Origin of the sequence: Pedobacter caeni, assembly GCF_900129215.1 — a bacterium.
GTDB lineage: Bacteria > Bacteroidota > Bacteroidia > Sphingobacteriales > Sphingobacteriaceae > Pedobacter > Pedobacter caeni.
Window position 1 is genome coordinate 481,170 of sequence record NZ_FQUQ01000004.1, and the last position, 14,023, is coordinate 495,192.

14 protein-coding genes are annotated in these 14,023 nt (G+C 40.7%); 5 read left to right on the forward strand and 9 right to left on the reverse strand.

Going from position 1 to position 14,023, the window contains the following annotated elements; all coding sequences use genetic code 11:
• Nucleotides 1-11: 11 nt before the first annotated feature.
• From BUC20_RS21585 to BUC20_RS21605, 5 genes are all read right to left on the reverse strand, one after another.
• Nucleotides 12-3,536: a SusC/RagA family TonB-linked outer membrane protein gene (locus tag BUC20_RS21585; protein ID WP_073233116.1), complete on the reverse strand. Its 3,525-nt coding sequence runs from the start codon at nucleotides 3,534-3,536 to the stop codon at nucleotides 12-14.
• A gap of 237 nt (nucleotides 3,537-3,773) precedes the next feature.
• Nucleotides 3,774-4,973, reverse strand: coding sequence for a FecR family protein (locus tag BUC20_RS21590; RefSeq protein WP_073233117.1), 1,200 nt, complete (start codon nucleotides 4,971-4,973; stop codon nucleotides 3,774-3,776).
• A gap of 78 nt (nucleotides 4,974-5,051) precedes the next feature.
• Nucleotides 5,052-5,666: an RNA polymerase sigma factor gene (locus BUC20_RS21595; RefSeq protein WP_073233118.1), complete on the reverse strand. Its 615-nt coding sequence runs from the start codon at nucleotides 5,664-5,666 to the stop codon at nucleotides 5,052-5,054.
• A 101-nt stretch (nucleotides 5,667-5,767) separates the two neighbouring features.
• Nucleotides 5,768-6,457, reverse strand: coding sequence for an MCP four helix bundle domain-containing protein (locus tag BUC20_RS21600; protein WP_073233119.1), 690 nt, complete (start codon nucleotides 6,455-6,457; stop codon nucleotides 5,768-5,770).
• A gap of 25 nt (nucleotides 6,458-6,482) precedes the next feature.
• A complete protein-coding gene (locus BUC20_RS21605; RefSeq protein ID WP_073233120.1) occupies nucleotides 6,483-7,916 on the reverse strand; it encodes an ATP-dependent DNA helicase in 1,434 nt (477 codons plus the stop codon).
• Nucleotides 7,917-7,984: 68 nt separating this feature from the next.
• Between BUC20_RS21605 and BUC20_RS21610 the strand changes: the two genes are divergently transcribed.
• Genes BUC20_RS21610 through coaD form a run of 3 tightly spaced genes read left to right on the forward strand, consistent with a single transcriptional unit; the run spans nucleotide 7,985 to nucleotide 9,808 of the window.
• Nucleotides 7,985-8,815 carry a DUF3822 family protein gene (locus tag BUC20_RS21610; protein WP_073233121.1) on the forward strand — a complete coding sequence of 277 codons (831 nt, stop codon included), beginning with the start codon at nucleotides 7,985-7,987 and terminating at the stop codon, nucleotides 8,813-8,815.
• Complete coding sequence (locus BUC20_RS21615) at nucleotides 8,806-9,345, forward strand: RsmD family RNA methyltransferase (protein WP_073233122.1); 540 nt, start codon at nucleotides 8,806-8,808, stop codon at nucleotides 9,343-9,345. Before BUC20_RS21610 ends, BUC20_RS21615 begins: the two co-directional genes overlap by 10 nt.
• A gap of 1 nt (nucleotide 9,346) precedes the next feature.
• Nucleotides 9,347-9,808: a pantetheine-phosphate adenylyltransferase gene (gene coaD / locus BUC20_RS21620; protein ID WP_073233123.1), complete on the forward strand. Its 462-nt coding sequence runs from the start codon at nucleotides 9,347-9,349 to the stop codon at nucleotides 9,806-9,808.
• Here the strand turns inward: coaD and BUC20_RS21625 are convergent.
• Complete coding sequence (locus BUC20_RS21625; RefSeq protein WP_084529137.1) at nucleotides 9,779-10,411, reverse strand: NUDIX hydrolase; 633 nt, start codon at nucleotides 10,409-10,411, stop codon at nucleotides 9,779-9,781. The two genes, coaD and BUC20_RS21625, sit on opposite strands and share 30 nt — an antisense overlap.
• A 351-nt stretch (nucleotides 10,412-10,762) precedes the next feature.
• On the opposite strand from BUC20_RS21625, the gene pyrE reads away from it, so the two are divergent.
• On the forward strand, nucleotides 10,763-11,422 hold the full coding sequence (gene pyrE / locus BUC20_RS21630; RefSeq protein WP_073233125.1) for an orotate phosphoribosyltransferase: 660 nt from the start codon (nucleotides 10,763-10,765) through the stop codon (nucleotides 11,420-11,422).
• A gap of 7 nt (nucleotides 11,423-11,429) precedes the next feature.
• Entirely contained in the window at nucleotides 11,430-11,828 is a 399-nt protein-coding gene (locus BUC20_RS21635) for an SRPBCC family protein (protein ID WP_073233126.1), read from the forward strand.
• 70 nt (nucleotides 11,829-11,898) lie between these two features.
• Here the strand turns inward: BUC20_RS21635 and BUC20_RS21640 are convergent, their stop codons facing one another.
• The 3 genes from BUC20_RS21640 to BUC20_RS21650 are packed head-to-tail and all read right to left on the reverse strand — an operon-like array spanning nucleotide 11,899 to nucleotide 14,008.
• On the reverse strand, nucleotides 11,899-12,606 hold the full coding sequence (locus tag BUC20_RS21640; RefSeq protein WP_073233127.1) for a HEAT repeat domain-containing protein: 708 nt from the start codon (nucleotides 12,604-12,606) through the stop codon (nucleotides 11,899-11,901).
• A 15-nt stretch (nucleotides 12,607-12,621) separates the two neighbouring features.
• A complete protein-coding gene (locus BUC20_RS21645; protein WP_073233128.1) occupies nucleotides 12,622-13,263 on the reverse strand; it encodes a hypothetical protein in 642 nt (213 codons plus the stop codon).
• A gap of 28 nt (nucleotides 13,264-13,291) precedes the next feature.
• The gene (locus BUC20_RS21650) at nucleotides 13,292-14,008 is read right to left on the reverse strand and encodes a HEAT repeat domain-containing protein (protein WP_073233129.1); all 717 of its coding nucleotides are present in this window, start codon (nucleotides 14,006-14,008) and stop codon (nucleotides 13,292-13,294) included.
• Nucleotides 14,009-14,023: the final 15 nt, after the last annotated feature.

Below are 14,023 nucleotides of genomic sequence, written 5' to 3' on the forward strand. Positions count from 1 at the left end.
GATGATTAATATTAGAGTTCAAAATTAAATCCGAAGTTAAATTTCCTTGGTATCGGGTATCCGTTACCTGTTTCTTTGCCATAAGGGTCTACATTCTCCGGATCTACGCCGGAATATTTCGTGATCAGGAAGACATTATCTGCACTTGCAAAAACGCGCAATCTGCGGCCTTTAAACCTCTTGATCAGATCCTTGGAAAAATCATAGGAAAGGCTGATACTTCTCAACCTCAGGAAGCTTCCATTTTCGAGGAACAAACTACTATTGCTGACATAATTTCCAATAAAATCATAATTCACCTGATCTTTTCTCCATGGGTTTATAGTCGGGTATTTTGCATCTGTATTTGAAGGGGTCCAGATGTCATATTTAGAGACATCCAACAGGTTGCGTTGCCCTGAGGGATAATTTAAGTTCCCTCCTCCTTCCCATCCTACGGTACGGAACCTGTCGTTGAGGGTTTGATTGATGACTTTGTTACCAAGTGAATAAGTCATAAATAAATCCATCTGAATTGCGGAACCTGATTTAAAGGCATAACGGAAAGAGTGATTGATACTACCATACACTTTTGGACTAGGGTCTCCCATGTAGATTTTATCAGAATAATCATCATCATCAAGTCTGATTAACCCATCACTGTTCTGATCTTTGAAAATGATATCGCCAGCCTGATACGTTCCTCCAAAGCCTCCCACGTTTTTATAAATTGACCTTAACCTCGCACCAGTATAAGGATTGATTGGTACTTCTCCATCTGTTTTATACACCCCCATATACTCATATAAATAGAATCCGTTCAATGGCCTTCCTAGTTGCAGGTATGGACCTGTAGCCCCTCTCGGGATACTGCGTCCAAAATCAGGAAGTTTGGTCAGTGTATTTTTGTTTCTCGATGCATTGATGGTGATATTGTATTGAAACGATTGATTTAATGGCAGTGTATATACTGTTAATGCGACATCAAAACCTTTGTTTGACACTGCACCACCATTGATAAAACGTCTTTTGTATCCACTTGTGGAAGGAAGTGGATCTTCGAATAAGAAGTTATCTGTCTTTTTATAATAATAATCAAAACTTCCTGAAACGCGCCCATTGAAAAGCTCTAAATCAATCCCTCCTCCATAATTGATGGAAGTTTCCCAGGTAAGGTTTGGCAAAGGAACACCATTGGCCCCTCCATAATTCGGAGCTAAGACAGAGGTTCCGTTATAGGTCATATCCGCCACATATTTTCCCACAGCAAGGTAGTTGTCATCATACTGCGTTCCGGCTCGACCCACACTCGCCTTCAGCTTACCCAGGTTAAACCAGGTATTTGCCAGTTTCTCAAAGAAAGGCTCTTTTGAGAAGTTCCATGCTGCGGAGGCCGAAGGAAAATATCCCCAGCGGTTATCGGCACCGAACTTTGAAGAACCATCCGTACGCATAGCTGCCTGAAAGATATATTTTGCTTTGTAGTCATAGCTTAACCTTCCATAGTAACCCAGTAAGCCATAATTCGTATTGCTCGTCAATAAGCTCAGGTTTGTTTGAGGATAACCTGAAATGACCTGTTGTGCATCACTTGGTCCGTTAAAACCAGAGCCCCGGATGAAATCTGTGCTGCTGGTATTGATGGAATTACCAGCTACAAAATCAAAAGTATGCTGGCTTTCTGTGGTGTAATGTGCTCGGATATAAGTTTCACTCAATAGGTTTAGCTTTTCCTGAGCATAATACGAAGCAGAGGTCTGTCCATTACTTGCTGCTCCGGAAGGAATAAAACCCCGTTGCCGGTCAAAAACATAAGTTGCTGCGGCTCTGGAAGTGATATTTAACCATTTCGTAATGTCATATGATGCTTCCAGTTTACCAATTACATTCCTGCTCAGGTTTAGATTCACTGATTTTTGATACGCATCGAGATACCGGCTAAAGAAGCCGCTTTTTGGTGAAGGAAGCAATGAAGAACTAAAATCATTTCCAATTACAGAAGCCAGGTTATCAGGTCCTCTTTTTGCACTTGCATCTACCTGATTTAAGATGGCTTGTGCAGAAATGTTCAGACTTGGCAATGGACTGAACTGACCGGAATAACTCAGGGAGTACCTTTTGAATCCCGAGCCTACTACAATTCCTGATTCATCGTAATAGTCGGCACCGATTCTGTAATTCGCATTTTCAGTACCCCCACTTACGCCAATATTCACGTTTTTGAAAATCCCGTTTTTAAATAACAGCCCCTGCCAGTCTGTAGAATTGTTGTAAAATGAATTTAAACTATCCGTCAGTTCTATACCCAACCAACCGTAACTATCTTTAGGAATACCGTTTGATTCCGGATTTGATTTCTGATACATCTCCCAAAGCGCCAGCTTCTGTCTGCGTTCTGCGTTTCCGCCAATTGTTCTTCGAAGTTCCGGAGAAACAGAGATTCCGAACTGGCTGTTTACGGCAACAATAGGTTTCCCTATTTTCCCACGTTTGGTCTTGATCATGATCACCCCATTTGCCCCTCTTGACCCATAAATTGCAGTCGCCGAAGCGTCTTTCAAGACATCAATGGAGGCCACGTCATATGGGTTAATCCCGGCCAGCAAACTCGTTAAAGACTGATTAGGGTTACTGGTACTGAAATTATCCTGTTCCATCGGCACTCCATCAATCACAAATAAAGGTGGGCTTACAATATTGGAATTCGCATCTCTGGATACAGCTGCAAGACCACGAACCTGAATATTACTCCTTCCTCCTGGTAAACCAGTGCTGTTTTGTACCAGTAGTCCGGGTACCAGTCCCTGTAGCATATTCTCTATAGTAGCGTGCGGCTTGTTTTCCAGCTGCTCTCCTTTAACCTGAGAAATAGAACTGGTATTCTTAAGCTTCGATTGCTCACCATACCCGATTACCACTACATCATCCAGTTGTGACTGATCTTCGAGTAATACAATTCTTAATTTCTCTTCTCCTTTTACCGCTGCTTCCTTGGCCTTATACCCCAGGAAACTAAAGACCAACACATCCGTTTCTTCTACACTAATGCTGAAATTCCCCTGATTATCAGTAAAAGTTCCTTTTTTTGTATTCTTTACCTTCACATTGACGCCAGGCAAAGGCAAACCTTTCGCATCTACCACCCTTCCGGTTACGGTTTTCAGGACCGGTTGAGCTACCGCCTCCTCTTCTCTTCTCCGCACCACAATCGTATTCTGGTTGATGGCATAAGTTAAAGGTTGTCCATCAAAACATTTCTCCAATACGGTTTTAAGTGATTCTTCCGTTACCTCCAGGGTAACGGGTTTTGCTTCTTTGATTAGTTTAGGGCTGTACAGGAACGTAAAACCACTTTGCTTTCTGATCTTCACGAAAAGACGTTCCAGGGAGATATTTTTTTCAGACAAAGTGATTTTTTGAGCAAATCCGCTTGCGCTCACCTGTAAAAAAGCCGCAATCATTAATACGACGGTCATTTTTATGCGCATGATGATCTGTTTTTTTAAGCGCAGCCGACGGTTTTCATACGCCGACCGGCAATGAATATTTTTATTCATACTTTTGTATAGTTTGGGTTGAAATTAAATGGTCTTCAGAAAATTCATTTGGCAGATCCCAGACAGCATGGTCGGGAGGTGGTTCGAAGCACTTCCCGGCTTTTTATCCGGATCGCCATGGAGGTGGGGCGTATCTATTTCTTCATATGTTATTGGTTTAGGTGAGTTGATCAATTGCTTTTCATAGGCAGATGATTTTTTTGATATGAGTGGTTAGTTCATATTTATGCGGTAGTACTAGTTTGCGATAACGGTAATTCTCCTTCCTTCTACTTTAAAATGAACTATTCCTGTTAATTTGAGCATTTTCAAGACTTCAGATACGTTTTGGAAGCGGGAAACCGAGCCTGTAAGGTCCTGATCTCCGACATTCCCTTCGTAAACAATCTCCATATCATACCAACGGGCAATTTTCCGCATTGCTGAGGGAATACTCTCGGCATTAAATACAAAGAAGCCGTTTTTCCATGCCATACTCTCTTCGGCATCAACCTCTTTGACCAGGAAAGTACTTCCCTCTAACTGCGACTGTTGTCCGGGTTTTAAAATGACCTGACGTTGATTTGATGAACTGATCACTTTTACGCGGCCTTCAAGTAGCGTAGTTCGTACTCCTTGTTCATCATCATAACTGTTAATGTTAAAATGGGTGCCCAGAACCTCTACAGTTTGCTGCTTACTCTGTACCAGGAAAGGTTTGCCTGTATCTTTGGTAATTTCAAAATAGGCCTCTCCGCTCAGCTCCACTTTACGTTCTTTTCCTGTAAATGATACCGGGAATTTTAAAGTGGAAACCGCATTCAGCCATACTGCACTCCCATCTGGAAGGTTGATTCGATATTGTCCTCCTCTTGGTGTAGATATCGTATTGTAAGTGACCGGGCTATCTTGCGAAACCGGGCTGGCATTATAGATCAGCTGCCCATCTTTTGATTTTATAATCCGGAGTCCCGACTGACTGATAAGGGTACCTGTTTTTGCGGAATCCAGGTTAATAATTTTCCCATCAGCCAGCATTAAAATGGCTCTGTTTCCTCCCGGGGCAGCATCGTTGAGCTCTAGCGATGCCAATTTTGTTTCCGGTTGTTGTTTTTGATGGTTATAAAAAAATAATCCCACAGAAACCAGCAGGAATAAACTGGCCGCAATCGCCAGATAGGTTTTCCCGGAGGGCTTAGCCCTCTTCTCTTCCTTTTTGTACATCCGGATTACCGGAATCTCTTTATCAAGACTCCGTTCTATTCTTTGGATCAACGCTCCGTCAGGAATTTCGGCACCTGGATATTGAATCAGGATTTCTTCCCAAAGCTCAAGAACAGACAAATATTCCTTCTTATCAGCCTGCTGAAGCAATTCCTGAAAGGCAGCATCTTGTTCGGCACTCAGTTTACCTGATGCCAATTGTTCCAGCAGTTCTTTGGTCTCTTTTCGGTTCATTTAATGGGGCCGTTTAAGAGTAAGACAGCAAGCGTTTACAATTGGACACCTCCAAATGAAAAAAAATAAAAATATTTGTTATTTAATCCTAAGAACTGCCGAACAGCAGAGAATTATAGCAGTCAGATCGGCATGGACACGCAGGTATTCTTTGAGGTATCTGACCGCAGAATAGAGCTGTTTCTTTACCATAGACTTAGAGATTTGCAGCTCGGTGGCAATTTCATCATGTGACATTTCCTGGTAAACACTCATTTCAAATATCTGTCTGCGTTTTGGGGGCAACAGATTAATGGCATTTTGTACAAGCGTATTGTATTGTGCAGTGATAAAGGGTTCGTCTGCCTGATTTCCACTGGCCTCAGTATGGCTGCTGATATAATCGATTGCTTTTTGTTTTACCTTACCATGTTCATAAATGTTCACCAGTCGGTTTCTGGCCATACGGTACAGGTAACTGCTGAAAGAGTTGATGTCAGAGAGTTCCTCTTTTCTCTCCCAGACCTTCATGAACAGGTCATGAAGAATTTCTTCCGTATCCTCTCTGGACGAGTTTACAAAGGGATAAATGTATTTGTATAACCGGGGAAGATAAAACTTATAAATTGCCGCAAATGCCTCACGACTACCCCTAGCGGCATCCTGAAGCAGCATGCGCTCTCCCTGGAGTTCGTGCTGTCCTTTATTTTCCATTTAAAAAGATCCCCCCTTCTTTTGATTGCCGTTAAACCAAAGCTAAGTAAAAATTGCGTTACCCTAAAGGGCTGGAGCTAAATATCTCCCTTTAGGCCAGCTTAATTCAGGTTGAATTTGTCATTCCTCACCTGTACTACATTAGAAGCAGAGATGATCCCTACAATCAGGATACCAATCAGCACAGCCAGGGCAATCTGCAGGGTAGAATACAACTTGCTTCTGGAAACCATTGAGGCAGAGCTCTGGATCAGTTCCTGCCCCACCTGGGTCTGGATGCTCATCATGTCGGTCAGTTTTTCCAGGGCTTTCATAGAATTTTCTCTTCCTATGGTTTCATACAGCTTCCTGCCATCTTCCAGGGTATGGCTCAGACTTAAAGCAATCACATGCTGTTCTGCAGCAATTAATCCTGCCAGGCGATTTTTCAATTCGCTGAGCTGCTCTTTCTCCTTTGTCACCAAAAAGGTTTTTTCATACTTTTTCAGGAGAGAATCTATCGTGCTGTTTAGCCCATTCACCTGCTCTTTTAAGCCAGCAGCATTAGAATGAGAGAGTTTTCCGGAATAGAGGAAGCTATCCAGGGTATATTTTTTTTCAAAGATATTTTCGGCTATATAAAACAAGTCTGTGGCCGGAACCAGTCGGTCGTTATACATGGAAACAAACGACTCGTTCATGCTTTTGACACTCTTATCCTCTAAAATTCTGATTAAGATCATGCACGCCATAATTGCAAACAGGAGTGTGGCGATTTTCATTTTCTGTTTTATAGAATAAGCAAACTTCATATCATTAAGTATAGGTTTTCAAAAACTATTCTTCCAAAGGAGAAGAAAAGAGATTAGGTGCAAAATTTACTAAAAATAATTCTCTTTTCGCCCTGGTTACGCCAGTATATAACCAACGAAGAAAATCCAGGTCGATCATATCCTCCGTTAAATAGCCCTGATCTACGAATACGGCATCCCATTGCCCACCCTGGGCCTTATGACAGGTAACGGCATATGCAAACTTAATCTGAAGCGCATTATAGTAAGGATCTTCTTTAATCGCTTTAAACCTTTCTCTCTTATTCGTGATGTGTTCATAATCCAGGTTCAGGCCTTCAAAGAGTTTGTTGCTCTGTTCGTAAGACAGGTTTGGCGTTTCTGCAGTCAGCGTATCCAGCATCACTTTGCAGGTGATCTGTCCGGCATCCGGAAAATCCATGAACTCCAGTATCACTTCCGAAAAGCGGAAGCCATAACGTTCTTCTTCGCCCCTCACCCTGACCACTTTTGCCATATCGCCATTGGCAATAAACGCCGCAGATTCATTTTCCGGCAACCAGAAATAATTATTCCGCACCACCATGATCTGGTCGCCTCCGGTTAGCTCTTCTTCTCTGTACAGCAAACGGGCACGGATCTGCTGGTTGTATACATTTGCCGATTTATTAGACCTGCAGACCACCAGGGAATTTTCAATTCCAAACTTATGGTAGGCATATTCCAATCCTTCCACCAGCTTTACACCCGTCATCCTGAAAATATCCTTATAATTTTTAGTGATAAACTGAGGAAGTTCAATGCCCTCTGTATCCTCCTGCTCTTCGTTGATCAACCGCCGCAGCATCGTGGCATTGGCGAGAATTCCTGATTCCTTCTCCTGTCTGACCACTTCTTTTAATTCTACCGCTTTCACTTCCATCCCGAAGTTTGAACTGAGGTAATCTTTATTTAAGGCCGGGCTATCAATACTTCCCACCGGAGGCAGCTGTGCGGTATCCCCGACAAACACTGCTGCACAGTTTTTGGAATTATATATATACTCCATCAGGTCTTTCAGGAAAGAAGACCCGGTCTGGGTATTCCATTCGTCCGCAATCATGGAGGCTTCATCAATGATAAACAAAGTATGTTCCGCCAGATTAGGCGCAATTAAAAAAGACATATCTGTGGAAACTGCCGAACGTTTTCTATAAATTCTCTTGTGAATGGTGAGTGCTTTCCGGCCGGTATAATTGCTCATCACCTTTGCTGCGCGACCGGTTGGCGCCAGTAATGCCGCTTTCAGTCCGAATTTAGGAAGTGCTTTTACAAGGGCCGCTACAGAAGTTGTTTTTCCTGTACCTGCATATCCCCTCAGTATAAAACATTGATCATCCAGTCTTTGGGACAGAAAACGAGCCATCTCGCTGCAAAAAATAAGCTGTTCAGCGGTTGGGATGAACTCGTAAGATTGCGCTATAATTGATGCTTTATCCATTTAACAAAGATGCAATGGTGATGTTATAGAAAAAAGGATTAATTTTGATCATAAATAATTTGATACCGATGAGCCATAAAAACAGCATATTATTAGTTGATCCGGAGTTCGATCCTAGTACTGCGCCAGACTGCAATTTATTGTTAAAGATTACAGCAGATAGCTTTTCCTATGCAATTATAGACAAAACAAGTAATCAGTTAAAAGCAGTATATGACCAGCAGGAATGCCGCGATATTGCCCGCGACGTTTCCACAAAATTAAAAAACGACAGCTATTTAAACCTTCCTTTCAAAGACATTAAGGTGGCTGTTTATACTGAAAATTCGATTTCTGTTCCGAATGCTTTGTTTGATGCCCAAAACCTGGATCAATATGCAAAGTTTTTCACCGAGGAACAGTCAGACAACTTATACATCAGACCTTTTAGCAGTTATGGTTTCACTTCGATCTTTACCTTACACCGCTTTATAGACGAGGCGCTGGCCGATTCGTTACTGAGCTGTAAGCTGTTTGACCAGCTGGCTCCGGTACTGGCTATGGCCAAAGACCAGTCACAAAAATCTTTGATTCTTGATTTCACTGCCGTTTCATTTAATGCTGTGGTGACCGATGAGGAGAAAATGATCTTCCGTAATTATTACGAAGTAGAAAATACAGAAGAATTCAATTATTATCTTTTGTTCATCATCAATCAGCTGGAACTGAACACCAAAGAATGTCATGTTCAGTTGAGTGGTATTGTTCATGAAAATGACCATTACTACCAATGTATAGCAAAGTATTTCAAAAATATCAGCTTCAATACCCCCTTAAGTGATCAGGTAGATCACAAAATTTTAGACGACATGCCTGCTCATTATTACAGCAGCCTGCTAGCCCTTGATATATGCGAATAATTGGTGGTACATTGAAAGGTATCCGTTTCAATGCCCCGGAAAGCTTACCGGTAAGGCCCACAACAGATATGGCCAAAGAAGCTCTTTTTAATATCCTCTACAATACTTACGATTTTGACAGCTGCGATGTGCTTGATCTTTTTTGCGGAACAGGGAACATCAGCTTTGAATTCGCCTCCAGGGGAATCAGAAAAGTAACTGCCGTAGACAAGCATTCGGGTTGTATTTACTGGGTAAAATCCGTGATTGCCAAGCATGGACTTGAAGCCATCGATGTACAGAAAGCAGATGTATTTAAATTTCTGGAAACACATAACAAAGCTTACCAGATCATCTTTGCTGATCCACCTTACGACCTGCCTACCATTCCATTGATTCCACAACTGGTGATGAAAAACAACCTGTTAACGGATAATGGATTATTGATCGTAGAACACCCTTCATTACTAAAACTAAAGGACCAGCCTGGTTTTAAAGAAACCAGAAGGTATGGTAATTCCTCTTTCAGTTTCTTTGAAAAAACAACATAATATGAAGATTGCCTTATTTCCGGGATCATTTGACCCCATTACTATTGCTCATGTTGACATCCTGAAACGTTCTTTACCACTTTTTGATAAGGTGGTTGTTGGTATCGGATTAAACAGTTCTAAACAGAGTTTTCTTTCCGCCGAAAAACGCGAAGAGATTGTGAAAAAGGTTTTTGTGAATGAGCCTAAAGTTGAGGTACAACTTTATGAAGGGCTAACAGTTGATTTCTGCAGGAAGATCAACGCGCAATACATGGTTCGGGGCATCCGGTCTGTGGGTGATTTTGAGTATGAACGTGCCATCGCACAAATCAATCAGACCATGATGCCCGAAATGGAAACCATTTTTATCTTAAGTAAGCCGGAGTATTCTGCGATCAGCTCTACTATTGTAAGAGATATCCTGCGAAACAACGGGGATGTAAGTCAGTTTTTACCCAAGGATGCTATCGCTTTCCTGTAGTAAAGCACCTACTTCCAATACCTGAATAATAGAAGGATAAGTATTACTCAATACCGGAGCAAGCTCAGATTTGTTTAACCAGCTTGCTTTGGTAATGCCTTCTTCCTTTTGAGGGATGAGTTTAGGTTCACCTTTTACGGTCATGCTGTACCAGTTGGTTTTCTTGAGGACGATCTTGCTGCCTATGGTATATACATGGTAGGTTTTACAAAGCTTTTCATCATTGGTCAGGATTTTTACCCCACATTCTTCTTCCACTTCCCTCAATGCCGCTTCCTTCATCTTTTCGTCTTTCTCGACCTTTCCTTTTGGCAGGTCCCATTTTTTGTTCCTGAAGATGAACAGGTAATTTCCTTTGGCACTTTTTACCAGGCCACCCGCAGCTTTAATCAGGGTAAGGCTGTTTTTAATCTTTTTGAACATCGCCTGAGGATCCGTATCCAGGAGCAGATAGTCTTTATCTGTATCAGCGGTAATGCCTTTATAAAACTTTCTGAAATCAAAATTCTGAACGTCGATTTGCTGAATTTCTTTGTCTTGTTTAGGTCTCTCGGCTGCAATAAACAAGGTGCTGTCGTTGATATAAATTCTGTAATTCTTCATGATAAACGCTCAAAATGGTTTTAATAACAGGCCTATAAAATTCCCATAGAAACAACAGACCCCTTTGAATAGTATTCTAAAGGGGTTTTCAATGGGAAAATCTACAAAATCACCTGGATATTTGAGTTTTTAAAATTATAAAAATTTATTCAGTTATCTCCATTAACCGCTATTTTAGTTATTATCACCCTGATTCTCAAAGGATGGCAAAAAACTGCTTTTCTTCACAACAATAAATCGCGACATTTGACGCTAAATAAGAAACAATTAAACGAGGATTTTTATGCCTTGTTCTTCACATTACTGAAAGTAGTGCTAGGACAAACGTATGAAATTCTGTAATTTTGGAGCATGTATAATAAAAGTGATATTGAATTAAAGGTAGCTGAATTTTTATTACAAATAAAAGCAATAAAGTTACAGCCTAACAATCCATTTACATGGGCTTCGGGTTGGAAATCTCCTATTTATTGCGATAATAGAGTTACCCTTTCCCATCCCTCGGTAAGAACCTATATCAGACAGAAGCTGACGCAATTGATCCAGGAAGAATTTGGTTCCGTAGATTTAATTGCTGGTGTAGCCACTGCAGGTATCCCTCAGGGAGTTCTTGTTGCTCAGGAGCTGGGATTGCCATTTGCTTATGTGAGAGCTAAAGCAAAAGAACATGGCACAGGAAGTCTGATTGAAGGAGAAATTGTTGAAGGACAAAGAGTAGTAGTTGTAGAAGACCTGATCTCTACAGGTAAAAGCAGTTTACAGGCAGTAGAAGCATTGAGAAATGCAGGTCTTTCTGTAGCCGGCTTAGTATCTATCTTCACCTATGGTCTTGACCAGGCTGAAGAAAACTTTAAAGCTGCAAAATGTCGTTTCGCCACTTTATCTAATTACAATACATTAATTGAATATGCTGCTGAACATAGCTTCATTGCTCAAAACGATGTAGATCTATTGGCCAAATGGCGTAGAAACCCTGCAGATTGGGGAAAAGAATTAGAACAACTAACCTAAGATCATAATGACAGTTATCGAAAGTACTACTGATATCAACCAGCCTGTAGAAAAAGTTTATGCATTTTTAGCTGATTTAAACAATCATCAGCAACTGATGCCTGAAAACATCTATAACTGGTCATCCACCAATGATGAAGCGAGCTTTACCATTCAGAACATGGCCAAACTGGCAATTAAAATTTCTAACCGCATAGAGAATCAGGAATTAACGGCTATCCCTACAGAGAAAGCTCCTTTTGATCTGGAACTGAAATGGACTGTTGCAGATAATGGCAATGGTGGTACTACCGCAAAACATATCATTTCTGCAGATCTGAATATGATGATGAAAATGCTGGCTGCAGGTCCGCTGCAGAAACTGGCTACTCATCAGACTGAAAGACTGGCAGAAGTATTAAAGTAAATCAATTTCTCAAAGTATATAAAAGGGGCTATCTGCAGAAGGTAGTCCCTTTTTTTATGCCTTGGTATAATCAGTAAGATTTAAGGGCTTCAATTGTTTTGTTTTTGGCAACATCCATGTCCCCTGTTACCTCTCCGTATTTTGATTCTTTCAAACCTAATTTTTTCTTCAGAAGATCCTGAGCGGTGATCACCAGACCTTCAATTGCTTCCTGTGCTGATTCTTCTTCTATCGCATCTTTAATAAAGCGGAGGATATCATCTTTGGTTTTTGGATGATTAAACCAGATTTGCCGCATGGCTGTAGCGGCATAACCTCTCAATTGTGGATCAGGATCGGTTAATAAACGTTCGTTTAAAACCTTCAAGTCAGTTTTACTTCCAACCCAGCCCAAAACAATAATGCTGCTATATCGTAAATTCCATTCAAGGCTGACCATATTTTCCAGGGCAATATCCCTGGTATGCTTTCCACGAAGATGCCCGGATAGTTGAATCACATTCGCCCTTAGCCCGATGTCATCAATGCCATCTTTATACTTTTTGTACAAAAACTCACCGGCGCTTTCCTTATCCCTTCTATCAGAAAAGAAAGCAAATAAATCCCGCTGAAGGTATTCATCGTTTTTATCCTTTAATATCTTAAAATGAAATTCAAGTACTTCTTCTTCATCGGATGACAATAATTCATCTTTAAAATCAAAAATACCGTCATCAGAATCTTCCAGAAGCAGCAATTCTTTATAGTGTTTTTGCAACGATTCGATTTTGGATTTCATTATAGCTGATTTATATTATTTTTTATTCCAATCTGGTGTAGGGCAACCATCCGAAAGGCCTGTGGTCGTATCAGAACCTGTATTAGCTGGAAAAATATCTACCGGAAAATCCCTTTCAAGACGAGCCACACTTTCATAATGTCCAAATTCGGGATAAGGTTCATATAATCCATCTATTACAAAGCTCTTATTGCTTTCATAGTCCTGAATTTTCTTATTCTGCTCATCATACTTGCGATAGCTGACATGCCCGCTTTGATCAAACACAAAATGTAAGCGGTAATCTTCATTTTCATTGCTTTCGGCACTAAAATGATAATACCAGATCTCTTCCAAAAAGATCTGATCTGCATAAGTTTTAGAGGGGAAAAAGAAATAACTCAGGTAGACCCTCTGAGCTCCATCTATGAAATTAGCCCTGATGTGTCCGCCCTTTAAAACCAGGTAACAAAAAAGCTGATTTTCTTTAAGTATGCTGAGTTCATAATGCAATCCATTTTTATGATTTATCCTTGCAATGTCCTCAGCGCTCATCAACCCGGTTTCGTATTTCTTTTTGTATTTCGTCTTATTGGAGAGATCTAATCTCCCGATGAGCTGAACCTCGGTCTGAAGCTTTTTCACTGATGCCCAATAGTTCTGGTATTTTATTTCCATATGATCTGATAAAAGACTTTCCCCCTGATCAACAAGTTTTAAGTACCGCTATGGTCTTAACCTTTGCTGCTTCCATATCCCCAGTTATCTCCCCATATTCAGATTCTTTTAAACCCAGTTTCTTTTTCAAAAGATCCTGAACAGTGATGATCATTCCTTCCAATGCTTTCTCTTCTTTTTCGCCTGGAATTGCTTCCTTTATATGTTTCAGAATGTTTTCTTTACTTTTAGGATGGTTGAACCATATCTGTCGCATAGCGGTAGCCGAATACCCTCTTAACTGAGGATCAGGATCATTCAGTAACCGTTCGTTTAAAACTTTCAACTCCGCTGTACTTCCTATCCAGCCCAATACAATAATGCTTCTGTAACGCAAATCAGCTTTTGGGAGGTTAATATTTTCCAGCGCAACTTCCTTCGCATGCTTACTTTTTAAATTCCCCAAAAGCTGGATAACATCCGCCCTGACTGAAATGTCTTCAATTCCATTTGAATATTTTTGATAAAGAAAGTTGGAAACCACTTCTTTATTTCTGTTATTCACTGCTTCAGCAAAGAAAAATGATTTTATAGTACTCCGCAATTGCGCAGACAAAGCCTTGTCTTGTAAAATCCGATAATGAAAATCCAGAAATTCAGGACTATCCGACGACAACAATTCTTCTTTAAAATCGAAGATGGTATCATAGGGGTTTTCAGCTATTTTTAGTGCTTCATAAGCAGCGTTAAGGCTTTTTATATCCATTTTGCTATTCTACTT